We start from the raw sequence: 24,846 nt of genomic DNA, 5'->3' as shown, positions 1-24,846 counted from the left end.
TCGGATTTTTAGAATTGTGTGTATTTTAGGAGGCAAAAGCAGGGACGAATGAACACAGTTGTAAAATGGAGCAATATTTCCCGGCGATCTGTTTTGATTGCCGTAATGCTTTTTATTATTCTCTTTCTTTTTTGGTGGTCTATACTGCCGGTCCCCTTGTTTCAGGACCCTTATGCTACGGTGTTGTTCGACCGGGAAGGGCAGGTTATGGGTATGAAGGTGGCGGATGATGGGCAGATGCGTTTTGAAGAGGTTCAGGATTTGCCTCCCCGCTATGTTATTTCTGTTTTGGTTTTCGAAGACCGGTATTTTTTAGCCCATCAGGGGGTGAATTGGTGGGCTTTGTGCCGGGCATTAGTGCAGAATATACAGGCCGGGCATGTGGTCAGTGGGGGAAGTACGCTTTCGATGCAGGTGGTGCGTTTGGCTTTGGGAAATCCGCCCCGTACCGTTCCTGAAAAGATAAGGGAGATTTTCCTGACACTACGGATGGAGCAGAGTTATTCTAAAAAACAGATTTTGGAGATGTATGCTTCACACGCTCCTTTTGGGGGGAATGTAGTCGGCATACGGGCGGCTGCGCTGAAATATTTTAACCGCCGGCCCGAACAGCTGAGCTGGGCCGAAGCTGCTTTACTGGCGGTGTTACCTAATGCACCGGCATTGCTTTATCCCGGAAAGAACAATACTTTACTGAAACAAAAAAGAGACGGGTTGTTGGCCAAATTATACCGGGAAGGGGTGATGTCCGAAGATTCGTACCACCTGGCCTTGGCTGAGCCCTTGCCGGAAAAAAAGTTCGATATCCCTACTGTGGCACCCCATCTGTTGGCTAAGGCTTATCGGGAAAAAAAAGGAAAAGTGTGCCCGACATATATCGACGGACGCTTGCAGAAAAAGATCAATGAGATCGTAGAACGGCATACTGCTTTACTGAGCCAGAATTATATCTATAACATGGCTGTGTTGGTGGCTCATGTCCCGACCGGAGAAGTCAGGGCCTATGTCGGGAATAGTGCTCCCCGGAAGGGTAGCCGGGGAAATGACGTGGATATTGTTCAGGCCGTTCGGAGTTCGGGAAGTATTCTCAAACCGGCTTTATATGCTTGCATGTTACAGAGTGGGTTTATTTTACCCGGGACCTTAGTGCCCGATATCCCTTCCCGTTTCGGAAGCTATTCTCCTTCGAATTTTAACCGTGATTTTAAGGGCGTCGTACCGGCCAGGCAGGCTTTGGCTCAATCCTTGAATATTCCTTTTGTACGCTTACTCAAAGATTATTCATATGCCCGTTTTTACGATGATCTGAAACAATTGGGTATTCGTTCTTTAAACCGCGACGCCGATCATTATGGACTGAGTCTGATTTTGGGTGGTGCCGAAACGTCACTTTGGGATATTTGTAATTTGTATGGAGGAATGAGTGCTGTATTGAATCATTATAATGACAGAGACGGACAATATTTTGACGGGGAATATTCCCGTTTGAAGGTTTGGGAGGAGTATAGCGGAGCGGAAGGACAAGATGAGGAAGAGAAAAATATTAGTGCGGATCGGAGTGTATTGAAAGCTTCGGCGATCTGGCAGACCATGAAAGCTTTGGAGGAGGTGGAACGGCCGGAAATGGAATCGGGGTGGAAAAATTTTGTCTCGGCGATGAATCTGGCCTGGAAAACGGGAACTAGTTTTGGTTTCCGGGATGCTTGGGCGGTGGGAGTGAATCCCGAGTATGTGATCGGCGTTTGGGTAGGGAATGCCGACGGGGAAGGACGTCCGGGTTTGGTTGGGGTGAGAGCTGCGGCTCCGGTACTCTTTGAGGTCGCTGGTCTTTTGCCTGTGAACCGGCATTTCTACGAACCGGCCGAGGAGATGAAAGAGGTGGTCGTATGTCATCGGAGCGGTTACCGGGCTTCGGCTTATTGTGAGGAGACCGATACCATCCGGGTTTGTGCTGCCGGAAGCAGGACACAGGTGTGTCCTTACCACCGCTTGGTAAATCTCGATGCTACCGGAAAATGGCAGGTGACTTCGGATTGTGAGCCGGTGCACCGGATCAGGATACAGCCCTGGTTTGTGCTTCCACCGGTGCAGGAATGGTACTATTGCCGGACTCATACCGGATATCGCAGATTACCGCCTTATCGTCCGGATTGTCACCCTCAGGGGGAAGAGATGATGGAAATGATTTATCCCCAACGGGGAACCCGGGTTTTTATTCCCAGGGATTTCGGAGGGAAACCCGGACGTGTGGTTCTCGAAGCCGTGCATCGATCGGTTAAAGTGCGGATTTATTGGTATGTCGACGAGCAGTTTTTGGGTGTAACCCACTCCATCCATCAGCAAGAAGTATGGCTGAAAGAAGGTCGCCATACCTTGACGTTGATGGATGAAGAAGGCCATATTTTACAGCAGGTATTCCGGGTGGTAGGGAAGGAAATTCCGGGCGGTGGTTAGAAATCACCCGATCCGGTTAATTCAGGCTGAGTTTAATGCCGGCGAACCAGCTACGGGGAAGGCCCGGTCCGTAAATGTATCCGGCATCCCGAAATTCTCCCCGATCGAAATCTTTTTGGTAGCTTTGAAAAATGTTCTGGATACCACAATTGAGTTGAAGAATATAATTTCCGCTGATGGTAAAATCGTAATTCAATTTAATGTTGGTATCGAAGAAATCTCCGCTTTTTTCCAGTTTGTCTTTTTCGATATATCCGGCCATGTGAGGAACATACATACTTCCTGTATAAGTGCCTGAAGCGGATATACCGAATTTTTTGAAAGGAGAAGTAAAAAACGTGAAATAGCCATACCGGTTGGGAGAACGTAACATTTCACGGGTTTTCTTTGTATCCGGATCGTCACTCCAGGATTGAGGACGATTGTATTTATTCTGCTGGAGAGATATCCCCAATTGGATTTGTACATCCCGGTGAGGGATAATTTTTCCTTCGAGATTGATACCTTTTACTTTGGCACCCGAACCATTACGGCGTTCGAGTATTTTGTTGCCTTCTTCGTCGTAACCGATAGGGCTGACTACAAAAATATGCTTCAATTTGGTATAATATGCTTCAATCAACAGATTGGTTTGTACTCGTCCGAAAGAATGATAAATGTCGGCTGAGACGCTATAACTTCCCGACTTTTCGGTTTTCAGATTCGGATCCGATTGGATTAGCGACACTTCTCCCCCGACGGCGGTCACGTGTAGATCTTCATCATAGGTTTGAGGTGCCCGGAAGCCGGCCGAATAACTGGCTCTGAGGCTGATGGCTTTCAAGGGATTGTAGCGCAGGTTGATACGAGGGCTGAAAATGATATGATCGATGAAACTGTTTTTGTCCAGCCGGCCTCCTGGCAGGATGCTGAATTGCTCTGTTTTCCACTCGTTTTGGAGAAAAAAGCTGTAGATATCAACTTTTTGATCGATGGAACGGTGATACCCCAGCATTTTATCGGCCAGTTTGTTATATACATATTCGCTGCCGGTTGTCAATACTGCCGGCATAAAAAGGAGACGATTGAAATTGTATGAGTATTGAATTCCTGCAATAGCGGTCAGGTCATTTGTCTTGCCATAGGCTTTGGGATCTTTACCTGCTCCGTAATAAGATTGACGGGCAGTGTGTTGGACAGAGGAATACAGATTGAGTTTATGGGCATAATCTTTCGAAAAGAAGGTGAAATCCACCCCACCGCCGTTGATATCATGATCGGCCTGTTCGGTGATATCGGTTTCGTGGGGAGGCAGACTGAATAGATTTCCTCCACGTCGGAATTCCCGGATATTGTGGTATTCTAAAGTCAGTTTGGTTTGAGAGGTGGGTTTGTAAAAACTGCGGAATCCCAGAGTCGTCAGCTTGAGTTTTCCGATTTCTGAAAAATGGTCTCCATCGTGATCATAGTGTTGGCGGTGGCGTGAAGTTCCGAAAAGATAGATTCCTGCGTCCCGTTGGCTGTTGACTAGTGAAGTATTCAGTGAGGTGGTGTTATCGTAGGCCGAGTTACCGATAGCAGTCAGGTTATGACTGATCATAAACAGGTTATTCAGGGGTTCTTTAGTGATGATATTCACTGTGCCACCGATGGCGTTGGCACCATAGAGAGCAGAACCACCACCGCGCATAACTTCGACACGTTCGATCATCCCGGTTGGAATTTGTTCGATACCGTATACACCGTTTAATGAACTGAATAAAGCTTTTCCGTCTAAAAGCAACTGGGTATAGGGACCGTCCAGACCGTTTATGCGGACTTGCTGGAAGCCACAGTTCTGGCAATTAGTTTCTACCCGAAGACCGGGCTGAAAACTGAGTCCTTGGGCCAGGCATACCGAATTGGTATTTTCGAATAATTTCGGAGTCATTACATGGACCACTATCGGTGCTTCCAGCCGGTTTGTTTCGTTTTTATTGGCCGATATCACTACGGTTTCCAACTGGATCATGTCTTCTTCCACTTCAAAATCAAGTTCGTGGGTTTCTCCTTGCCTGAGGGTAATTTGTTTTTCTGCCGATCGGTAGCCTACTCCGTTTACCCGGATAGTATAGGTACCGATCGGTAGGTTTTTTAGAAAATAGTGGCCGGTTTCGTCTGTCGCTGTTCCAAGTGTTGTACCTTTCAGGCTGACAGTGAAGAAAGGAATGTGTTCTCCGGTATTTTTATCGATGACATGACCTGTGAGGTTGGATCGGTTTTCGTTTTTTTATCTGTAAAATGATCCGCTATAGAGTGATGGACCGACGCAAGTAAGAGCAGAAATAAGAAAAATAAACGCATGGTAATAGAAATTTATAAAGTTTGACGATAGAAAGTTTGGCTTACCGATAGGTATACAAAGTATATCCGGGAAAACTTCGTTTCTGTGGATTCGTTATAGGCAGAGACAAAGTTTCCGTTTTCGGTAAGCAATTGGATACCCTTCGGCAAAGTGCCGTTGAAATTATAACGTTTTTACAGGAGGGCCTCTGAGGTGAAAATGAGGAATGGAGATCGGTTCCGGAGTGCCGGTGGTTTCTGTATAATAAGTGATATGCCGGGTACATGGCAGGTCTGGGATTTCCGGAGAAGTTTGGACCAGACTGTGCCACATCTGCGCATGAGCGATCAGGATTAATGCATTAGCCGAATGATCGTGTCGGGAGGAGCGGGAATCCTTGTTTGTCGGAAGCGGGCAAGAAAAATGCGAATGGACGATAGTAACTCCGTGGGTAATATGGCTATGAGTAAAAAATGTAATGTCGGCAAAATAACCCAAAAACAGGGCTAAGAAAAAAATTCGTATACCGGTGTGTTTTTTTACTTTTTGCATGTTTCCTTCACTAAAGTGAGGACAAATATAATAAATAATTTTTAATTATTCTAAATAAAAAAAACTGAGAAGCCGATTAAAACCGGATAGAGGCATAAAACCCAGGGTGTTGTCCACTGAGAATTACCGGTGAAAAAGTAATGTTGTGTTTTCGGGCAAACGGACGGGTGAAGATATAGCTGCTGGCTGTTCCGATGGCTGCTCCTCCGATGATATCCCACCAATCGTGTTTTTTGGCATACGTCCGTCCCCAACCGACGTAGGCGGAGAGTAAATAAGCCGGTAAGCCGAATTTCCATCCGTAGCGTCTTTGTATAAAGGAGGCTCCCTGAAAAGAGACGGAGGTATGGGAAGAAGGAAAAGCATGATGATCGCTATGGTCCGGCCGTTCTTTCCTGATCACATATTTCAGGGCATAGGTCATGGCCATATTCATCGCTCCCGAAAAGATAATTTGTTTGGTACCCTGATAATCTCCGATAGCCAGTGAACCGGCAAATCCTGCTACCGGTGTGATGAACATGAGAATATCGGTCGTCGTTTCGATGGTTTTACGATTCTGAGCCGAGGGCGAAAAAGAGTTTAAGAAAAAAAGAGTACTTAACAGGCAAGGCAGAATAAATTTTGTTTGCATGAGGAATAAAACTTAGAAATGGATTATTTTAGGAATAAAGATAATACCTCCGATGATAAATGCACAGGTGGACAGGATCAGTACTGCTGCTGCGAGGTCTTTTGCTTTACCGATAAGGACCTGATGCGACGGGGAAATGAAATCGGCTAGTTTTTCAATCGCCGTGTTTATGGCTTCGGCAGCAAGCACACTACCGATAGCAAAAAGGATTACTACCCATTCCAAAGAAGTCAGGGATAAAATGATGCCTGCCATGACAGCACAAACAATTGCAATCAAATGTATCCACGCATTGTGTTCGTAATGAAATAAAAGAAACACACCACGAAAAGCATATTTGAAACTATGCAAACGGGCTTTGAAAGAAAATTTTTTTTCGGATGCCATAATTAGTCTTTGAACGGCTACAAACGTAGTTTTTTTTGCAAACATGGCCAAAATCCGGTAAACTTTATATCCGGTGAGGTAGATTTTTTCTCCTGAATCGTTTTGATATCTCAAAAAATTGTTACTTTTGCACCCGTAAACGCCAATTTAGCTCAGCTGGTAGAGCAACGCATTCGTAATGCGTAGGTCGCGGGTTCGAGTCCCGCAATTGGCTCCACTGAAAATCAGCAACTTAAAACTAAAAGGGGGCAATAATCAATCGATTTTGACCCCTTTTCTAGTGCAAAAAATCAAACTTTTTTGCCGTTATTTCCGTAAATGTTACACGATTGTTACACGAAAATTTGAAACAAAAACTTGGATCAATTCGGGATTTTTGTTGTTTTAAAATTTTTATTGCTGGTATGGTCATAAAGTGTACACGCTATGAAAGCAAAATATACACTCCGGCAGAGTCAGGCGTCGGTGAATCCATTTAAATTAGCTCATCGATGACCGGTATCAGGAACCGGAAACTTTCCCGGTTTTCGGTTTATGGGGTAAAACTCCACATATCGGCGGGGATAGGAGTGTTTGAATTCAATCCTCCGGTAGTGATATATCCCTTACCGTTTAAGGAAAAGCCGACAGCATACATCCGCTTTGTCATAGGAGCAGGGAGATCGCTGACTTTCCTCCAATGATCTTTTTGAATATCGTATTCCCAACAGGTATGAAGATACGGGCCCATCCCTGTCGTGATATATCCTTTGGTTTGTCCGTCCGTTTTGTCCGAAGTGAAAGCTACGGCATAAGCCCGCGGAATCTGGTCGTATTCTTCGTCGTCCTGATGGGATTTCAGATTTACCAGGGGGCGGGGAGCATACCATTCCTGGGTTATGCCGTCGAAAATATTTACATCGGCTAAATAGGACGTTTTATTCGCCCCGCTTGTACCCAGGCAGATTACCGCTTTATCGTCTATGACAAAAACCGAAGCTCCGTATCGGGCTTCACCGGGAAAGTAAAGTTCTGTCCAGGTCGAACCGTCGAAACAATATAAATCTTTCAAAGCATGGTTTTTAGGTGAAATGCCTGTACCTACGTAAGCTTTATTGTTTAACGAAAAAGCAATGGCATCTTTGCGGGCATTACTTTCGCCCTGGGCATCGGGAGGTAAATAAGTCACCGGAGTGTCGCTCCATTTACCGGTCGATGGGTCATAGGCATAGAAATCATGATGAAATTCATCTGCTCGATTTTTGGTGGATGGAGTATAACCTGTACCTACATAGGCGATATTGCCGAGCACAAAAGCAACCGCTCCGTAACGTTCTGTCCCCGGAAAGTCGGCGATACGGGTCCAGGTCGTATCTTTGTACATCCAAAAATCTTTTAATGCCTCGGTAGCTGTAGACAAAGTACGCCCCAGGCCGACATAAGCGACGTCTCCGATAGTAAAACTGACCCCTCCTGTACGTGGAATTCCCTTGAATGGATGCGATTCGGTCCATTGGCCTTGTGGTAATTCCGGTTCTGTATGGTGATCGTCATGACAAGCGATAAAGGCTACTAGATAAACAAGGAACGAAAAGTATTTCATGATTTTGTTTTTTTTTTACAAGTATAATTAATAAACAGATAATTTACAAACAAAATCTAAAATAAATGATCAGTCCTCCACTTGATCGGTTTGCGTATGTATATGGTTGAGGATTAAAGGAATTGCCGAAGTGATGCTGATGTCGTAGACATTGGCACAACGACCGCTTTCATCCGACCGTAAATCTTCATAAGGCCGGATGTCATAGTGGGCAGTACGTTTTTCCTTGTATACGTTTTTCAATTCGATATTTTTTTCAATTTCTTTTTCTTCTTCGGGAGTCACAATCCGGTAACCCATTAACAATTCCTCGACATTCCAGCGGTTGTGTTCTACTTCTGCCAGGATAACGATTTCATGTGGAGTGAGTTCTCGCATTCTATCTTTCATAGGTAAGGCGATTCCGATCGAGCGGAGCTTAGTGGCTATAGAACTGGCATTGTAAATATTCGACCATTGTTTCACTACCCGTAGCTTATTCCATTTTTCTGTCAATTCTTTTTCGGAAGGGAGATCCGGGGGATTGACCCCATGTTGATAAAAATAGTCGTAGACATAATTGATATATTTCGGCAGATATAAATTCTCCATCGTCAGGTCGTAACAGCGGTTGACCATTCCAAATGGCCGTAAAGCCTGATATTTTATAGAAGAATTGACGATTTGTAGAATCGTGTCCGAGGTTTCCTGGCGGATCAATACCGGAACCTGGTGGGCATAGACGGCATCCGGGAGATAAAGACCGAGGGCAAGACTGGTATGCGGAAAATTAAAACAGATGGCAATGGTCAATAGTTTATCTTTTTCACCGCTCCATTGCCCTAATAAGGTTTGGACAGGTTCGGATTCGGCCCTTCCCTGGATAAAATCCCATTCCAAATCGATAAAATCGGCTGTCGAAGTTCTGGGGCAGGGATGAAATGTCTTGTCTTGTTCACAATCCATAAACCGGGCTTCCGATAAGTCGAACAAATGACGGTAACGTCCCATGAAGAAATCCATTTCCCGTCTGGCTTCCCGGTCGATAAAGGTGATCCGCGTTTTTTTCCGGTGAGTTTTGAAGTTCGGGAAATGGGCGATATGGGCCGCTTCGATTGCCAGGGCTATACCCATACGGGTCATACCGATAATGACCAGATGAACGTAATTTTCCGAGTTTTCGCTAATTCCTCCCCGGTCCAGAGGGAAATAATGAATCGTGCCGTTACTTTCCGCACTGCATTTTACCAAAACCCGTCTAGCCCAGATCTCATAGAAATTGAAAGGAGTAAATTCGATGTATTGTTTGATTTGCTGACTGATATCCGAAACCTGAAATACCGAAAAAGTACCCTGATATTCGAATAAAACATGACAACAGAGTGGTTTTTTACGTTTGGTTTGTTCACAGATTTCTGCCACACGTTTGACACAGTCGATATTTAAAGAATCCCGGTCGTATTCATTCGCTTCTCCTAAGATAAACAATTTTTCCGCTTTATGAACCCTGGCTTTTTTTAATTCTTCTTTCGAGTCCCGCCGTCCGTGCAGGATGACCAGTCTCCTTTCTTCTTTCCGGTTCAGTTCGGCATGGAATTTCAGTCGCACCTGTTCGGTATCTTCGACGGTCAATACGACGATATCGCATTTTTTATACTCGGCATTTCGTCGGAGTTGCTGGATCAGATAAGGCACCATATCGTCGATACCCAATATAATGATGTGATTGGAAAAAGCATAATGGCTGTCGCCTTTGCGGAAACGTTCCACCCGGCGTTCCAGCATATTCGAAAATACCGAAATTAAAATACCCGTAAGTAACAACATGCCTGCCAGTACGACCAATAAGGCATAAGGACGGTTGACCTCTTTTTGATTGGCGAATCCTCCCGGATCGATAAAAAGTTCTACCAAATCCCAAAAATTCAGTTTTTGGGTTTCTTGTTCTGCCGGAGAAGTGAAGACATTTTCCGTCTGGGGGGAGATACCGACCTGGGGACGCAGGATATACATCCCCGCGAAGAAAAATACGATCACACTGGTAAGCCAGAGTAATTGTTTCCACCAGGCTCCCGAAAAAGTCTGGTCAAACCCCAATTTTAACCATTTCCATAAACGCATAAAACCGTAAATTGGATGTAAATATGCAAATATAAGGAAAGTTGTAACCCTAACAAACGACAGGCTGAAGAAAATCGCAATCGGATGAAATAAGGGGGAGAGTAACTCATTTATATTACTACTGATAAATTTAAGACATATGAAGGGAAGAGGCTTGTTTTTGATCGGTACACTTTTGTTATTATCGGAAGTACTCTTCGGACAGGACAGAATTTCGGTGACGGGATAAGTGACAGAAAAAAGACCGGGAATCCGTTATCGGAGCTGCGGTGGTTGTTAAGGAAGAAACTATCGGTGCCATTATCGGAAGTCATGGTTCTGGCCAAAGGTGCTATGGGAGAAGAACCTGCGTATCCACATCTCGAATTACTAGAAAAAGGCACTGATTGGTTTGACGAGATTTTCAGGCTTGATTCCGTCAGGAATTACCAGATTGGCTTGAGTGGAGGTGCTGAAAATGTAAGTTATAATTTGAGTGTCGGTTTCTTCCAGTAAAAAGAAGTGATCAAACAGAATGGATATCGTCGGCTCACGTTGCGGGCGCATAATGAATATCACCTCTGAGAAAAAATAACGATCGGACATAATATGTCAGCTGCTTTTAGATAAAAAAGTAATGGCAACCCCGGTGGTAGTCGGACAGGCTTACCGTTTGAGCTTTACTATTAAATCTTACGATAAAGAAGGAGATTTCTCGGATTCTCAGAATTCTTCTACCGGGAATCCGTTGGCTACGATCGCTTACCTGAATAAGAATATCCGGGATGACCGGGTGACGGGAAATGCACATCTCACTTGGGAGGTAATCGAAGATTTGAGTTTCCGTATCAGTTTCGGTATCGATTTACTGAATCGGCGGGAATGGATTTTTAGGTATGAATTTTATGTCTATTCTACTTATCAGAAGTTGGCATTAAAGGCCGGGGAGACCCGGAACGTTGAGTTTTTGATTACCCCCGAAACAATTTCTATGTATAATTTAAAAATGGAATACGGACCGGAACCCGGTGATTTTAAAGTCTGGATAGCCGCGAATGCCGAAGATGAAAGCAATGAAGGCTTGTTCTCCTATCGATGACCGATGGGGGCCGACTTTTGACTTTTTACGATTAACAGTATGCTGATTGGCGGAATTGAAATTTTGCCGGTCAGCGTTTTTTCTTTCTTATTTTTTGTTCTTAAATATATTTTCTATTTTCGGCTGTCGAAAGCTTGGGATCATGTTGCCAGAAACGAAAGAATTGATTCAAGGAATAAACCAAAAAGATGAAAAGGCCTGGAAAGTACTTTTCAAGTCGTTTTATGCTCCCCTTTGTCATTATAGTTCCCGGATTTTGGCAGATGAACAAGTTGTTCCCGATATTGTTCAGAATACCCTGGTGAATTTGTAGAATAGTTCGGTTCGCTTTGAGAATGGGAAAGCTTTGACGGTTTATTTATACCGTGCAGTGTGGAATAATGCTTTAAAATATTTGCGTGACCGTAATGTGGAAGAAGAAAGGCTAAAACACTGGTTTGAAGAAGAAGGGGAAATGTCGGAAGAAAATTTTTATAGTGTGGTGCGGGAAGAGTTATTCCGGAAATTGAGGGAATTGATCGACCGCTTGCCCGAAGAAAGAAAAAAAATTATGCTGATGAGCCTTGAAGGGAAGAGTGGAGAAGAGATTGCCTGTGACCTGAATATAACGATACATACGGTCAAACAACAAAAATACAGGGCTTATAAATTTCTTCGGGAGCAATTGGGACAATATACTTCTTTGTTGTTTATTTTCTTTTTCCGATAAAAAATACAGGAAAATTCAAAGGAACGAAGGGTAGAGATTTTATTGCCGGAGGGTTCTGCTTCAGGGGGGATAAATCCTATCGGTTTATGTGGTCTATCGGCTGATTAGCGCCGGGAAGAGTAGAATTTTTTAGTACTTGTCCGTCTCCGGTATTCGTGTGTGGGGACCCGGTCACTTCTGCCGGTCAGTGGTCAACGTATTTTTCAACCGTTATGAGATACGAATTCAAAAGTTTTTACAACCGAAATAATGAAAAAGACTAAAATCAATTTCTGATAAAATTACAATTACAACATATATTTTTTATATGAAATAATATATTAAAACATAGTAATTTATAACAGATTTACGAACCTATTATGAAATTAATTGTATTTATATTTTTGCATATTCCAAAAAGTATTTATATTTGTAATGTAATTATAATATTAATGAAAAGAAAGTTATAGTTTTATCTATAGAAAACGAACCTTATTTTTTTTGATACATAAAGCCATCTTATTTATAAGATCGGCTTTTTTATTTTTAGTTCAATTATTTGATATTCAGTAAGTCAACTCTTCATCATAAAGACCTCCTTTTTTTCGAATTTCAACCAATAAAAATGTTCCTTTTTATTGGTCCTATTGTATAAATATCAGATAAAATATGTAATGTTTGCCCCTGAATTACCTTTTCTATTCTTCTGTATTTAAACAGAGAAATACATACACATACATACACACACATACAGCCAGGGGCAACATTACATTTTGTGTTTTACCGATATTAAAGAAAATAAAGTGGAGTGAATATACATACCGGCTTGGCCGGTAACGAATGGTATAACGATAAAATGAAAATATGAAAAGATTAATCCTCGGAATTTTTCTTGTCGTGTGGTGGTGTGGAAACCTTGTCTGCGCGCAGGATATTGCGGTTAAAACCAATCTTCTTTATTGGGCCACTTCAACACCCAACATCGGGTTTGAATTCGGGCTGGGCAAGCGTACAACCCTCGATCTGGTGGGGGGGTATAATCCGTGGACCCTTAATAAAGACGATAATAAGAAGATCAAGCATTGGATGGTGATGCCGGAATTCCGGTACTGGTTGTGCGAACGTTTCAACGGACATTTTTTCGGTATTCATACCGGGTTTGCAGAATACAATATCAGCGGTGTGCGGATTCCCTTCCAAAATAAGTCTACCCAAGAGCATCGTTATGAGGGGTGGGCCACCGGGATCGGTATTTCTTATGGTTATACGTGGATTTTAGGTAAACGCTGGAATCTGGAAGCGAATATCGGTGCCGGATACATTTACACGAAGTACGACAAGTACGAGTGCAAGACCTGCGGTCGTTTCAAGGGTAACCAGAAGAAGCATTATTTCGGCCCGACGAAAGCGGGAATATCTCTTATCTACATTATTAAGTAATACCGGAAAAAGATGAAACATTTATATATCATATTCTTAGCGTTACTGGCATGTTGTCCGGAGGTGATACATGCTGAAAACGAGATCAGTTACCTTGCCGAAATCGGGATACAGAACCGGGGAGTTGTCAAGAAAGGCAGAGAAGTACAACTGACCATGCTGGTTGATTTGAGTGAACTTAAAATCAAGACACAGCATACGATAGCCTTGACTCCCATATTGCTATCCAAGGATGGAAACCGTGAAGCGGCTTTCCCACCGATCGTCATAGACGGTAAAGCCCGCAACAAAATGTATCTTCGGGCTCAGCGTCTGGAAAGTGTAGATATTCCCCCTTATCACGACGAGAATGCACAGGTTGTCATCCGTCGCCGTAACGGTAAAGATCAGGGGTACGAGTATCTGGCGACAGTCCCTTACGAACACTGGATGCTCGATGGGCGGATCGAACTGCGTGAGCAGGTGTATGGGTGTGTAAACTGTTCGGAAGGTAAAGCGGAACAGGTCCTGCCCGGGAATATTCTTCCCGCTTTCATCCCTGATTACAGAATTTGTACGATTGTGCCCGAACCGGAACCGGTGAAAGTCCGGGCTGAAACCCGTACGGCGCGTCTCCAGTTTCGTCAGGATAGTTACAGGATCCTTCCCGGATATAAGGATAATCGTTCTGAATTGGATACCGTGTCCCATTCGATTCAGCTAGTCGAGGATAACGAGGATGTTTCCATCACGGGTATTTTTATTACCGGTTACGCTTCTCCGGAGGGTACTGTGGCTCACAACCTCAAACTGTCGGAGAATCGTGCCAAAGCGTTGGCCGACTATATTTGCCGCCATGACAAGTTCGACCCTGCCATGATACACGTCGATTGGAAAGGTGAGGATTGGGAAGGTTTCCGTCTCGTGCTGGACAAGTTTCCAGGGCTTCTGAAACGTGGAGAGGTCGTGCGCATTATCGATGAATGTACAGGAGACCGTGATGTCTGTGAAAAACAGTTGCAGGAATTAGTACCTGCCGACATCTATCATCGCCTGCTCAACGAGATATATCCTCTTTTACGGCGTAATGAATATAAAATAGAATACAATGTTCGCAACTTCAATCTCGACGAGGCCCGGCGCATGGTGGACGAACGTCCCGATTTGCTGAGCTTGACGGAGATGTATAAAGTGGCCGCTTCTTATGAGAAGGGATCACCCGGATACGGGAAAGTTATGCAGGTGGCTGCCCGCTATTTCCCCGATGCACCGGCCGTCTTGAACGACCTGGCATTGGAGGCTATGGCAAAGAAGGAGTATGACAAGGCTGTGCAATTGTTAGAATATTCGAAGGTTACCTTCAGAGATTCCACGCTTCTCAACACCCTGGGAGTTGCCTATGCCGGGGCCGGAAAGCCTTATAAAGCGGAAGACGCTTTCCGTCGTGCCGCCGAAGCAGGGGTGGAAGAGGCCCGGCATAACCTGACACAAGTACAAGGAGTAATAGAACAATTATAATTTTCAATAAAACCATTAATTTTTGTATTTATGAAAGTGAAAAATTTAGTATTGATGGCCTTAGTGGCTACAATGGGACTTGTTTCTTGCAGTAAGGACGAGCATGAGGGTGGTGTGAAAACGGATACTATGCCCAAAAGTGTGACGATCAAACTGCCTAATATCCAAAAGACTGTGAAGTCACGTGCTACGGGTGATGCAATGAAAGGTGGTTCCCAGGTTGCGTTGGAAAATTTCAAGGTGTTCTTTGTGGATGCTGCCGGCAACCTGCAAACCGTTCCTCAGTATGAGAATCAGGATCAACAGGTCTATTTCAGTAAAACAGATTCTGAGTGGGCTGAAATAGGTGAGAACGGAAAAGATATTACCTATCATTTTCTGCCCGCTGCCACCTCGAAAGTCGTTGTCGTGGGGAATATCGGTGACGTGGAGTACTCTACAATTGCAACCCGTGTTGATCATATACCGAATGACAATGGAAGCGGTCACCCGACCTATCCTCTTTATGGTGAAGATGAGCTTGAAGAAAAAAAACTTGACGGGAGCGAAATTCATGACAATGTTTACACGGCGAACGTAACCCTGGAGCCACGTGTATCGCGTTTCGAAATCTATGGATTCCAGTATACCCAAGAGGGAGATGTTCCCAAGTATACCTCTGTCAAGTTACAGAAAATAGCATTGAACAATTACTATACACAGTCTGATTTCGTGTCTAAACTTCCTGTGGAGGATACTAAAGTATTTGAAACTATCGATCATACGGAAGTATGGGGTTGGATCGAAGATCGTTCCGCACCGTGGGCCGATGAATTGAATTTAGAATTGGCTGTCGGCGGGAAAAAATTCGTAGATGGTACGGATATTACCGATCCTGCTGAAGATGGAGAAGATGCCGCCGGAATCATCACTTACGGTTTAGCACACGTGACGGATGCTGCTAAGAATCCTGAGTTGTTGCTCGCCCTGCGCGGTGTGAACAGTAATTCAGAGGTGCCTCTCTATTTACGCGGACAGTTTACCAATGCTTCTGCCTTTACATCAGGAAAGATCTACCGGGTGCTCTACTCGTTCACGGATGGTGATTTCGACGAACCTGAGCGTTGCGTGGAGTTAAATGTGGATGTGGCAGACTGGACTGTCGTTCCTGTTTCTCCTGAATTCTAATAATTATTAAAGGGTGCGGAATGGCGGGTGTATCCCGTCTTCCCCCTCTTTTTTCTCCTTGATGAAATAAAAATAAGATTTATGAAATTGACGAGTATTGTTTTCTGTCTGGCGTTGTTAGGAGGTGCGTTAACTTCTTGTATCGATGAAGACATAGATGACTGTTTTAGCATCAACAGATTGACACTCAGCTATAAGGGAGATGGTACGACGGAGATATTCCCCGACAAGATCTGCCGGGTGGAAATGTATGTTTTCGATGCAGAGAATAAATGCGTCAATTCGCATACTTTATCCGACGATGAGTTAGCAAGCCGTACGGCTTTGCTTCCCCCGCTCAAAGCCGGGGATTACAGGATCGTCTGCGTGGGAAACACCCATCACACGAGAGTGGAGGGCCTCACCACTTGTGACTTTAACAAAATAGTATTTGCTGACGGGGATTATTTTGCCGGTAAACAGGTTTCCGGCAACGACTCTCTTTATCACGCTTCAACGTCCTATACCGTGCTGCCTTTTACCGGCAGGGAAGAGGATGATCAGACCAAAACGATAGAATTTGCCAGCTCCCACTACGATTTGTTCGTAGAAGTGGTTGGGATTCCCGCTGTGGGAAAACGTGCAGGTTCATTGCCTGTACTTGAGATATGTGGTGTCTCGCCTTGTACCGATTTCGAGAACCGGGCATGCGGAGAGGCTACGGATTATTTGCTTGAAACTACATATGAGTCCGGCAAAAAATTGCTGACGGCTCGTGCCAACATAATGCGGCACATGAATCACAGGGACGTGAACGTCTGTCTGCGTCAGGCTTCCGGGGAAGAGCTGCTGGCGGAGATCAACCTGGCTGATTTTTTGGCTGCTAACCCTATGATCGATTGTTCTAAACAAGAGGTGCTGATTCCGATCCGGATCGAATTCAAGGCGGGCGCGATAAAGGTCACCGTTCCCGAATGGTATGTTGAGCAAGTGAAACCTGAATTTTAAGACCCTTAAAATATGTGAAACATGAGAAAGATACTTTATGCGGTGTTCTTATTCGGCTGTTGTGCTTCTCTGCTCTCCGGCTGTATCAAAGAAAAATATACAGTCCCCTCTGAAAAGGGTGATGCGTTGGTGCAACTGAACATAGGCACCCGGGCCGTAGAGGAGACCGACGGTATTCCCACAAACAACGAGACTGTTCTGCACTCGTTGCGCGTATACGCTTTTGTTGATGGACAACCGGCCGGACACTTCTACACGAAAGACGGACTGGACGTGAACAATCCCTCGTTCCTGATGCACCTGACCATGTATTCCACCATGACACAGAAGGTGGACTTCTATGTCGTGGCCAACGAAGCGGCCATGGAAACACCGGGTTCTTCTGTCTTATTGACGGAAAACACAACGGAAACCCAGTTGAACCATTTTACATTCACGAAGCTGAATACGTCGAAAGGTTTGCCGATGTTTTGCAAACAGACGGAAACAATCGACTTGACGCAGTTGTCGGATAAGACCCCGGCCGATCCCGGACATGCAGGGCACACGTTGCTTCGGCAGGACCTTACGTTTGAACTGAAACGCCCGATAGGTAAGCTCGGCGTATTCGCAGCCAAGCCTGTCGGAGAGAATAGCAGTCTGCGTGTTACCGGATTGACCGTACTGGCATCCGGAACAAGGACACGCAATTACCTGATGCCGCAAACTGATGAAACACTGAAAGCGATAACAGGTATTACAGGTGATATCAGCCTCGAAGTTGTCGAAGAAGAGGTAACGAAAACTTTAGCTGAGAATGCCTCGCAAACCGATAAGGAAAACCCGGCGAACTATACACCTGTTCTGAACGAATCTTTCTATCTTTTCGAAAACCCTTGGGGTAGTACCTCATGGGACGTTAAGGGGGATAACGACGGTAATGTTCTTCGGGTAGACTATGAATTCGATGGAAACGCCCGAAGCGGTTTTGTATATATGCCTCCTATCGAAAGGAATAAATATTATACGGTCTGTTGCCTGATGCACAACGATGGTAAGATAACCGTCGAATATAAGGTGGCCGACTGGAATAAGGAGAATTACAATATCACTTTTGATTATCCGAGTTACGACAATCCGATAACACCTGCTGACGGAAGCTCGGTACCGGAAGATGGACAATACAGCCAACCGACTATTTGGTACAATAACGATGCTACTTCTGAGGAGGGCAGTTACTCTTTCACATTCTCGATATTCGGGCCTGATAAACAGATATGGGTTCCCACATTGCTTGATGCCACAGCTGGAGATTTTGAGATAACGGTTTATCAAAAAGGAGTGCTTGTCGATCCGGGAAATTATGTGGCTTCCTCTGACCCCTACCAAATCAAGATCAAGGCATTGAAGTCCACAAATGTGGACAAAACGGTAAGTCTGGCTATCTCTTACACGCCGGCGTGGGATCAGACAGGTAGTTCATTGTTATTAATTAACGGGCAGAGCGCTTCCTTGAAATGGCAGGGGAGTAACATTCCCGAGGCAATTGTGATAAAACAGATCGAAGTACCCATAAATAACTAACGAGCGATGAAACAGCTAGTATATCATATTATTGTTTGTGGCATGGCGGTACTGTTTCTTACCGCCTGTGAAAAAGACGACGATATTTCGGGCAGAAGCATGGAAAAGAACGGTAATAGCATCATTCTTAATCTATCGTCGGAGACATTGCCTGTGAGCCGTGCCGGCAATGAACCCGGAGTGGAAATGGCCGTCAACCATATCGACGTTGTGATTTTCGAAGAGAACGGAGATTGGAAATGGCACGAGCGGGTGGAGGGCAGTGAAACCGGTAACGGTAAGATCACCTTAACAGCTAAGAGGAGCAGTTTCAATAAAGACACAAAGTATTGGGTATACCTGATTGCCAACAGCACAGCTCTGGCGGAAATATTCGATGCCAAAGATTTCGATCTGAATAGACTCAAGGCCATGACGCAGAGCGACCGGAATATCCACATGACAGGATTATCGCAGGTGAGCGGTGCCCCGCGGACTTTTCTGATGGACGGTGTGGCTTATGCTGGAACCGATGAACCCAATGCCCCCGAAACGGTAACTCTAAACTACGGAACGGCTACGGACAATACGGAACTGCAGGTTACCTTACGCCGTGCGGCAGCCAAGATTGTCGTCAGGATACAGAAGGGTGACAGAGTAACGTTCGATGACAGTAAGGAAGCCCATAATGCAGGATATTACTTGCGCAACATGCCTTATACAACATCGGTAATAGCGGATGTAAACGGTACGGCTGATCTGACAGATACCGATAAGTCCTCCGGCAGCTATTTCAACTGGACTGCGGATTTAATTACCGTGACCGCCTATACCTATGCTCATACGTGGATAAACGAAAGTGCGCTTGAAAAGGAAGTACGTCTGGTTGTGAATATTCCCATGAAGTATGAGGGGGATGGAGACGATGCACAGCTTCGTGAGAGCAACTGGTACCAGATCCCTGTCAGCGAAAAGAAAGCACTGGAACGTAATACCTGCTACGAGGTGGTAGTCAGTGTGAATGCTCCCGGAGCCAACGACCCGTCAAAACCGGTTGAATTGACTGATATGACTTATTCCGTGCAGGACTGGAATGAACAAACGATTCTGGTTGGCGGTGAGGATGATCGTCCGGTCTACCTGACGCTGAATGAAAACGAGATAGAGATGCATAATATGGCGGATGACAATACTACACTGCGATTTGCATCGTCATCGGAAGTACATGCTGAAGTTGTAAGCGCTTATTATTACGACAAGTTCGGAGTGCAACGTTCTGTAGATGCTCAGACTCTCAGGCAAATCACCATAACCCCCGAGCCTGATGTAACAGGAAATATCGGCATTCATAGCCCGGTACCGACCAACAACACGATCCGCTATATCAAAGTGAAAGTCTTTAATGATGATCAGGTAGAACGTGAGGTCGAAATTATCCAGTACCCGTTGGAGTACATCATAAACATACAGAGTAGGTATTCTTATCGTGACGATTTTAAAACAAATAACACCCGGCCTACCACGTATGAGTATATGGGAGACCGTATATACGGAATCAGCCTTGCCACGGGAAATATATCCAGCTGGAACGGACAATATGATTACGAAGCATCAGAAAGAAGTGGTTGGTGGGGTGAAACTAATACATCCAGCGGTTTTTTCCGATCTAAGTTTGTTTCCAGTGTAACGAACGGAAAATCAACCATTCTGCACTATTATTGGAATAGTAGGGAGCAGAGAGAGACAAGCAGCACAGGAGAATACAATGGACGTTTGTACCATATTCGATTAACAGCAACATCGAATAAATATACAGTGGGACGTCCTCGATTGATTGAAGACGAAAGTAATCCCGGACTGATGGTTACAGATCCCGGAAAAGATAATGCTCAACTGGTCTCCCCATCTTTTATGATTGCATCTTCATTAGGTGGCTTTATGTTGGGGGCTGGAAATTTGACATTGGATGACAGCGACAAAAGTTTGAGGGTTGCACGGGAGCATTGCGCTAATTATGTGGAGGTTGCAGAGGATGGAACGGTGTATGACGATTGGCGTTTGCCAACCGAGGCCGAATTGAAGATTATCATGGATTTTCAAGGAACAGAAAATGCAGATGCAGATGCTATAGATTATCTGTTAAATGCTGCATATTATTATAGTGCAAGCGGCAGGGTATCCAATTCTAAAAACAATATGAATGGAACCGGTGTTCGTTGTGTCCGCGACGTTTACAATGGCAAATAGACCGGTAATTAGTACGAAGAACAGATAAAGGATAAGACTATGATAAAAAGAGTAATACATACGGCAATAACTTTGGCTGTGCTACTGGTCTCTTGCCGGCAAGATGATCTGCCGGACTCGATGCCCACGGCACATGAAGGTTACGTGGCCCTTCGGTTCAGTGCCGATATTCCGGCTATGCAGGAGGTGGTAACCCGTTCGGTCGATCCCGACGGAGGTGGTGTACAGGACATGACACTGTTCTGTTTCGACAGTTACGGTCTTTTTACCACGACCGTCGAGGCCAAAGTTACCCCTACCGGGAATGGAGCCGGCTTAACAGGAAATTTCGAGGCCGAAGTGCCTGAAAATACCCGAACCGTACATTTTCTCGCCAATCAGAATATGTCGGAATTCAAGGAGGATAAATTTCGTAACAAATCGGAGGCCGAGGTTATGGCTCTGCTGGAGGGCTCGTCGGGGCGTATGATCTATTGGGCACGTTTTACCTGCGATCCGGATAACGATAGTAAGATCGATGCTCAAATGGCCGACAAGGGAAATACGATAAAGATGATCCGCAACCATGCGCAGGTTTCCATCGACAATCCGATCAACGGGTGGATAGAGGTGACGGGTTTTGTAGCCTATAACACGAATGCCTTTGGTACGGTAGCTCCCTATCACCCGGAAAAGGGATTCGATTTCGAGTGGCCGGGCGAAGACGATCCGTTTGTCACACTTCCGCAGAATGATGCCAGGATGAGCGACATCACGGATGTGACCACGGCCACGAAACAGTATATCTTCGAAAGTGAAAACAGCGCAGATGATCCTGTCAGTATCATCATTCGCGGACATGTTCCGGGTGAGTCCACGGAAAAATATTATCGGGTGATGCTGATTGACGAAAAAGGCGATCAGATTCTCATACGCCGTAACCATCATTACAAGTTGAATATCAAGGGAGCCCTTTCTTTTGGACAGGAAAACTTCGCCGCTGCATTGACAGCAGCGGCCACGAACAACGTCTGGATCTCCATTTCCGACGAGGTGAACGAGGTAGAGGATCAGAATTACATTCTCACGGTTGAAAAGACCGGCTATGTGATAGATGGAGACGCTACGGGCGGAACCGGAAACTACACACTTTCTTATACTGTTAAAGGTAAAAACGGAACGACGATAACAAAAGACGATAAGGCAGATGTCTCGTGGATAGATAACCTCGTGGCTAGACAAAATATAGACAATAGTTTTGAGATTGAAGACGGGATTGGTAAGGGCAGTATCGTCATCTCTCTGCTTCCTTTGGGAAATAACGAGAAGCTGGAAGGTACATTGCTTGTAAAGAAAGGACGTCTGCAACGCAAAATTAAAGTGATCACAGTGAAGAGACAGGCGTTCACTCCTTCATGGGTAGGCACGCAGGTGTACGGAAAAATAAACGAGAATAATCCAACCGAAGACCGTTCGCACGTAACGGTGATGTTTACCATTCCCGAAACATGTCCTGACGAGCTGTTCCCGATGAAAGTGTACCTATCGGCCAACGAATTGGATATACGTTACGAGGCAGGTATGGCATTGCCCGTGGTCCGTAATGGCGACAAGGAGTGGTACAGTAGTGGAGACATCAAAACGGAACCGGACTATAAATTTCTATATACGGTCGAACAGGCCGGTGTGCAACGGGTTTATTTCGAGAATATCCTGTCACAGGCTGCCGGATATAAAGGGACGCTCTATATTGAGGCCGAACACTTCGAAACCATGACTCGGGAATTTACGTTCTCTGACACCCGTAAGTCCATCACGGTAACGGGACTGAAAGCGTATAGCGCCGATCCTACCCAAAATCCGGATGGATATGCAGATGACGAGTATGTGTTATACCGCCTGGTGCCGCAGAAGGTCAATGCTAAGGTGCAGTTTGATCTGCAACTCATGCAGAAACAAGGCGATGAAGTGGAAGATGACCAAAGAGGAACACCGTTCAATGCCGGAGAGAAAGATGAGTTCTTGCTATATTCACAGTATTTGTCGGATTATAAAGATCCGTCGGAAGCCGATATTGTGTCGTTTGACTGTAATTTCTATACTGACGAGGCAGATACGTGGTGGAGAAAGAACAATCCGGCAGGCGGTCGTATGTTGATGTTCAAACCGATAAAGCCCGGCAGTCCGACGGAAACCGGCAAATATTCGATTTATATGTACACGAACCGGGCAAAAAGCGCGGAAGTGGTCAGGATTGCCTCGAACCAACCCGGTAATGAGGCGGTACTGGCGGCAGATGCCGGTGATATGGGTATATATGCCGGTAATTCATACCGAAGCGTTACGTTTGAGCTGGCCAATTACAATCCGTTCCGTTTCGGGGCACGTGTAAAATATGCCGGTGAGGATTGGAAAGGGAAAGATGACGAACCGGATAGGTCCGCTTCAGCGGCAGATATTCCTGAAGTGGTAACCCCTTTGGTATGGACTTATCAACCCGAACAGGAGGTGGATATTGCCATTGACGTGACCAGTTTTTGCGGATCGGACGGAAACTCGGTAGATCCGTTCGGCAATGAGTTCGAAATTTATATCGATGCGCCCATGCTGAAGATTGATGAAAACCGCTTGGCGGCAAACAAATTGAATGGAACGAAACTAAAGGCCGATCCTGCGGTTCCGGGACGTTTCATTTATACAGTGGAGGCTGACAGGGAGGCCGAACGTAACTATGGTACAAATGCAATCGAAAACATAGACAATACAACGACTATTTCAGTAAACCAAAACGGAGAGCGTAAAACCTTGCCGTTTATCACAAATAGCATTGTAAGTGCGGGCGACATCACGATTTCCTCCAACGAGAAACAAGTAGTGTATTATAGTAAGACTTTCCGGGTAACCAACCGGTCGATTACGGGAACGCTCCGTTATGCAGCCGCTGACGGTGTAAAGGATGTGCCTGTCGGTGCGTTCGTCTCTTTCGAGCGTGTCGGCAACAACAGTCGTATCGGTTCGGTTACCGTTACGGCTGACGGCCGATATGAATTGCGCCTGCGTAGGGAGTACGAGTTCAACTGGTATTCCGACAAAATCGAGTTGCATTACGAGGATACTGCCGGAAACGTTTATCACAAAATCTACGATAATTTGGCTGAGCTGTTCGCAAAGCCGGATATTGAACTTCAAGCGGCTACCGGTAACTGATATTTTGAATGATACAATCGGAAACTCCGAACGTGGAAGCGTCCGGAGTTTTTCATAAATCATAATACCAAGCGACATGAAAATTCTGAATCTAACCCTTTGGGCGTGTATCTTCTGTATCGGGCTTATGTCCTTCGCTCAGGCGCAACGAACGACGGAGGAGTTTCGGTTACCCGAGGTACCTGTTCTTCTGACGGATCCCGCAGAACGGGCTGCTTATCTGGCCGTGCATTACTGGGATTATTTCAATTTTGCTGACACCACCTTAATTTCCCGGCCTGAAATCACGGAACAGGCATTTGTCGATTTTATCAGTATTCTTCCCTACACGGCAAAAGTACAGGTTGCCGTCGACACGCTTTTCCGGCGTGCTATGGTGAAAAAAGAGATGTTGTACCATTTCATATCCTTGGCGGACAAGTATCTTTACGAACCCAACTCGCCTATGTACAACGAGGAGCTGCATATCCTGGTACTGCGTTCACTGCTCGGGAATCCCGGCTTGGATGATTGGGATAAAGAACGTCCCCGTTACCTCTTGGAAATGGCCCTGAAAAATCGTCCGGGTGATGTGGCTGCCGATTTTACCTACCGGACCCGCGACGGTGCCATGAACCGGCTTTCGGGTATAAAAGCCGATTATGTTGTGCTTTATTTCAATGATCCCGATTGCACGGACTGTCAACGTGTGAAGGAGGCGCTTCTCTCCTTACCGGTTATGAATGAATTTATGAAGGCCGGACGGTTATGCCTGCTATCCGTGTGTGTGGAGGGTAAAACGCCGGCCTGGGAAAAAGCGATCTTTCCCGCCCGTTGGATCGATGGTTATGACGAGGGAAAACGGCTTACCCGTGAACAGGTATATGATCTCAAGGCAATGCCCACCCTCTACCTGCTCGATAGCGGGAAACGGGTAATACTCAAGGATGCCTCGGCAGAAAAAATCGAGGCATGGCTCTCTGAACAATAGCCGAAAGAGAGCAGCGTGGGGAGTACAAGCTAT

The 24,846-nt window shown here is 45.3% G+C and carries 17 protein-coding genes, 1 tRNA gene and 1 pseudogene; 13 read left to right on the top strand and 6 right to left on the bottom strand.

Annotated features, from left to right (window positions below):
• Nucleotides 1–48: 48 nt before the first annotated feature.
• Complete coding sequence (gene pbpC / locus ODOSP_RS07850; protein ID WP_013611811.1) at nt 49–2,454, top strand: penicillin-binding protein 1C; 2,406 nt, start codon at nt 49–51, stop codon at nt 2,452–2,454.
• Nucleotides 2,455–2,470: 16 nt separating this feature from the next.
• On the opposite strand, the gene ODOSP_RS07845 is transcribed toward pbpC, so the two are convergent.
• The 4 genes from ODOSP_RS07845 to ODOSP_RS07830 all read right to left on the bottom strand — a co-directional run bounded on the left by ODOSP_RS07845 (nt 2,471) and on the right by ODOSP_RS07830 (nt 6,329).
• Complete coding sequence (locus ODOSP_RS07845; protein WP_231964174.1) at nt 2,471–4,621, bottom strand: TonB-dependent receptor; 2,151 nt, start codon at nt 4,619–4,621, stop codon at nt 2,471–2,473.
• Between the two features lie 318 nt (nt 4,622–4,939).
• On the bottom strand, nt 4,940–5,308 hold the full coding sequence (locus ODOSP_RS07840; RefSeq protein WP_013611810.1) for a hypothetical protein: 369 nt from the start codon (nt 5,306–5,308) through the stop codon (nt 4,940–4,942).
• 76 nt (nt 5,309–5,384) lie between these two features.
• The gene (locus ODOSP_RS07835) at nt 5,385–5,942 is read right to left on the bottom strand and encodes a phosphatase PAP2 family protein (RefSeq protein WP_013611809.1); all 558 of its coding nucleotides are present in this window, start codon (nt 5,940–5,942) and stop codon (nt 5,385–5,387) included.
• A gap of 12 nt (nt 5,943–5,954) precedes the next feature.
• Entirely contained in the window at nt 5,955–6,329 is a 375-nt protein-coding gene (locus ODOSP_RS07830; RefSeq protein WP_013611808.1) for a diacylglycerol kinase family protein, read from the bottom strand.
• Nucleotides 6,330–6,470: 141 nt separating this feature from the next.
• Between ODOSP_RS07830 and ODOSP_RS07825 the strand changes: the two genes are divergently transcribed.
• Nucleotides 6,471–6,546, top strand: a tRNA-Thr gene (locus ODOSP_RS07825).
• 315 nt (nt 6,547–6,861) lie between these two features.
• Here ODOSP_RS07825 and ODOSP_RS07820 read toward each other — a convergent pair.
• Entirely contained in the window at nt 6,862–7,911 is a 1,050-nt protein-coding gene (locus ODOSP_RS07820; protein ID WP_013611807.1) for a Kelch repeat-containing protein, read from the bottom strand.
• 69 nt (nt 7,912–7,980) lie between these two features.
• Nucleotides 7,981–10,011, bottom strand: a complete 2,031-nt coding sequence (locus ODOSP_RS19445; RefSeq protein WP_013611806.1) for a TrkA-related ion transporter — start codon at nt 10,009–10,011, stop codon at nt 7,981–7,983.
• 616 nt (nt 10,012–10,627) lie between these two features.
• Between ODOSP_RS19445 and ODOSP_RS07805 the strand changes: the two genes are divergently transcribed.
• The 11 genes and pseudogenes from ODOSP_RS07805 to ODOSP_RS07760 all read left to right on the top strand — a co-directional run bounded on the left by ODOSP_RS07805 (nt 10,628) and on the right by ODOSP_RS07760 (nt 24,813).
• Entirely contained in the window at nt 10,628–11,089 is a 462-nt protein-coding gene (locus ODOSP_RS07805) for a fibronectin type III-like domain-contianing protein (RefSeq protein WP_041556562.1), read from the top strand.
• A gap of 142 nt (nt 11,090–11,231) precedes the next feature.
• Complete coding sequence (locus tag ODOSP_RS19900; protein ID WP_157741835.1) at nt 11,232–11,402, top strand: RNA polymerase sigma factor; 171 nt, start codon at nt 11,232–11,234, stop codon at nt 11,400–11,402.
• Nucleotides 11,403–11,426: 24 nt separating this feature from the next.
• Nucleotides 11,427–11,798: pseudogene (locus ODOSP_RS19440) on the top strand (sigma-70 family RNA polymerase sigma factor); the annotation flags it as partial.
• Nucleotides 11,799–12,641: 843 nt separating this feature from the next.
• Complete coding sequence (locus ODOSP_RS07795) at nt 12,642–13,217, top strand: DUF3575 domain-containing protein (protein ID WP_013611805.1); 576 nt, start codon at nt 12,642–12,644, stop codon at nt 13,215–13,217.
• A gap of 12 nt (nt 13,218–13,229) precedes the next feature.
• Entirely contained in the window at nt 13,230–14,714 is a 1,485-nt protein-coding gene (locus tag ODOSP_RS07790) for a DUF3868 domain-containing protein (RefSeq protein ID WP_013611804.1), read from the top strand.
• Between the two features lie 30 nt (nt 14,715–14,744).
• Nucleotides 14,745–15,881, top strand: a complete 1,137-nt coding sequence (locus ODOSP_RS07785; RefSeq protein WP_013611803.1) for a hypothetical protein — start codon at nt 14,745–14,747, stop codon at nt 15,879–15,881.
• Between the two features lie 81 nt (nt 15,882–15,962).
• Nucleotides 15,963–16,868 (top strand): FimB/Mfa2 family fimbrial subunit, encoded by a 906-nt coding sequence (locus ODOSP_RS07780; protein WP_013611802.1) that lies wholly within the window; start codon nt 15,963–15,965, stop codon nt 16,866–16,868.
• Nucleotides 16,869–16,889: 21 nt separating this feature from the next.
• On the top strand, nt 16,890–18,431 hold the full coding sequence (locus tag ODOSP_RS07775; protein WP_013611801.1) for a hypothetical protein: 1,542 nt from the start codon (nt 16,890–16,892) through the stop codon (nt 18,429–18,431).
• 6 nt (nt 18,432–18,437) lie between these two features.
• Nucleotides 18,438–20,657 carry a fimbrial tip adhesin FimD gene (gene fimD, locus ODOSP_RS07770; protein WP_013611800.1) on the top strand — a complete coding sequence of 740 codons (2,220 nt, stop codon included), beginning with the start codon at nt 18,438–18,440 and terminating at the stop codon, nt 20,655–20,657.
• A gap of 39 nt (nt 20,658–20,696) precedes the next feature.
• Nucleotides 20,697–23,843, top strand: a complete 3,147-nt coding sequence (locus tag ODOSP_RS07765) for a hypothetical protein (protein WP_013611799.1) — start codon at nt 20,697–20,699, stop codon at nt 23,841–23,843.
• A 76-nt stretch (nt 23,844–23,919) separates the two neighbouring features.
• Complete coding sequence (locus tag ODOSP_RS07760; RefSeq protein ID WP_013611798.1) at nt 23,920–24,813, top strand: DUF5106 domain-containing protein; 894 nt, start codon at nt 23,920–23,922, stop codon at nt 24,811–24,813.
• Nucleotides 24,814–24,846: the final 33 nt, after the last annotated feature.

Origin of the sequence: Odoribacter splanchnicus DSM 20712 (assembly GCF_000190535.1) — a bacterium.
In the GTDB taxonomy this organism is placed as follows: Bacteria; Bacteroidota; Bacteroidia; order Bacteroidales; family Marinifilaceae; genus Odoribacter; species Odoribacter splanchnicus.
This window is presented reverse-complemented; position numbering and strand designations above follow the sequence as displayed.

Bases quoted from the DNA above. Each gene is read 5' to 3' on its own strand.
- ODOSP_RS07790 (WP_013611804.1), top strand. From the start codon at position 13,230: ATGAAACATTTATATATCATATTCTTAGCGTTACTGGCATGTTGTCCG.
- ODOSP_RS07760 (WP_013611798.1), top strand. From the start codon at position 23,920: ATGAAAATTCTGAATCTAACCCTTTGGGCGTGTATCTTCTGTATCGGG.
- ODOSP_RS07835 (WP_013611809.1), bottom strand. From the start codon at position 5,942: ATGCAAACAAAATTTATTCTGCCTTGCCTGTTAAGTACTCTTTTTTTC.
- ODOSP_RS07765 (WP_013611799.1), top strand. From the start codon at position 20,697: ATGATAAAAAGAGTAATACATACGGCAATAACTTTGGCTGTGCTACTG.
- ODOSP_RS07830 (WP_013611808.1), bottom strand. From the start codon at position 6,329: ATGGCATCCGAAAAAAAATTTTCTTTCAAAGCCCGTTTGCATAGTTTC.
- ODOSP_RS07820 (WP_013611807.1), bottom strand. From the start codon at position 7,911: ATGAAATACTTTTCGTTCCTTGTTTATCTAGTAGCCTTTATCGCTTGT.
- ODOSP_RS07805 (WP_041556562.1), top strand. From the start codon at position 10,628: ATGGCAACCCCGGTGGTAGTCGGACAGGCTTACCGTTTGAGCTTTACT.
- ODOSP_RS07775 (WP_013611801.1), top strand. From the start codon at position 16,890: ATGAGAAAGATACTTTATGCGGTGTTCTTATTCGGCTGTTGTGCTTCT.
- ODOSP_RS07780 (WP_013611802.1), top strand. From the start codon at position 15,963: ATGAAATTGACGAGTATTGTTTTCTGTCTGGCGTTGTTAGGAGGTGCG.
- pbpC (WP_013611811.1), top strand. From the start codon at position 49: ATGAACACAGTTGTAAAATGGAGCAATATTTCCCGGCGATCTGTTTTG.
- ODOSP_RS07840 (WP_013611810.1), bottom strand. From the start codon at position 5,308: ATGCAAAAAGTAAAAAAACACACCGGTATACGAATTTTTTTCTTAGCC.
- fimD (WP_013611800.1), top strand. From the start codon at position 18,438: ATGAAACAGCTAGTATATCATATTATTGTTTGTGGCATGGCGGTACTG.
- ODOSP_RS19445 (WP_013611806.1), bottom strand. From the start codon at position 10,011: ATGCGTTTATGGAAATGGTTAAAATTGGGGTTTGACCAGACTTTTTCG.
- ODOSP_RS19900 (WP_157741835.1), top strand. From the start codon at position 11,232: ATGTTGCCAGAAACGAAAGAATTGATTCAAGGAATAAACCAAAAAGAT.
- ODOSP_RS07785 (WP_013611803.1), top strand. From the start codon at position 14,745: ATGAAAGTGAAAAATTTAGTATTGATGGCCTTAGTGGCTACAATGGGA.
- ODOSP_RS07795 (WP_013611805.1), top strand. From the start codon at position 12,642: ATGAAAAGATTAATCCTCGGAATTTTTCTTGTCGTGTGGTGGTGTGGA.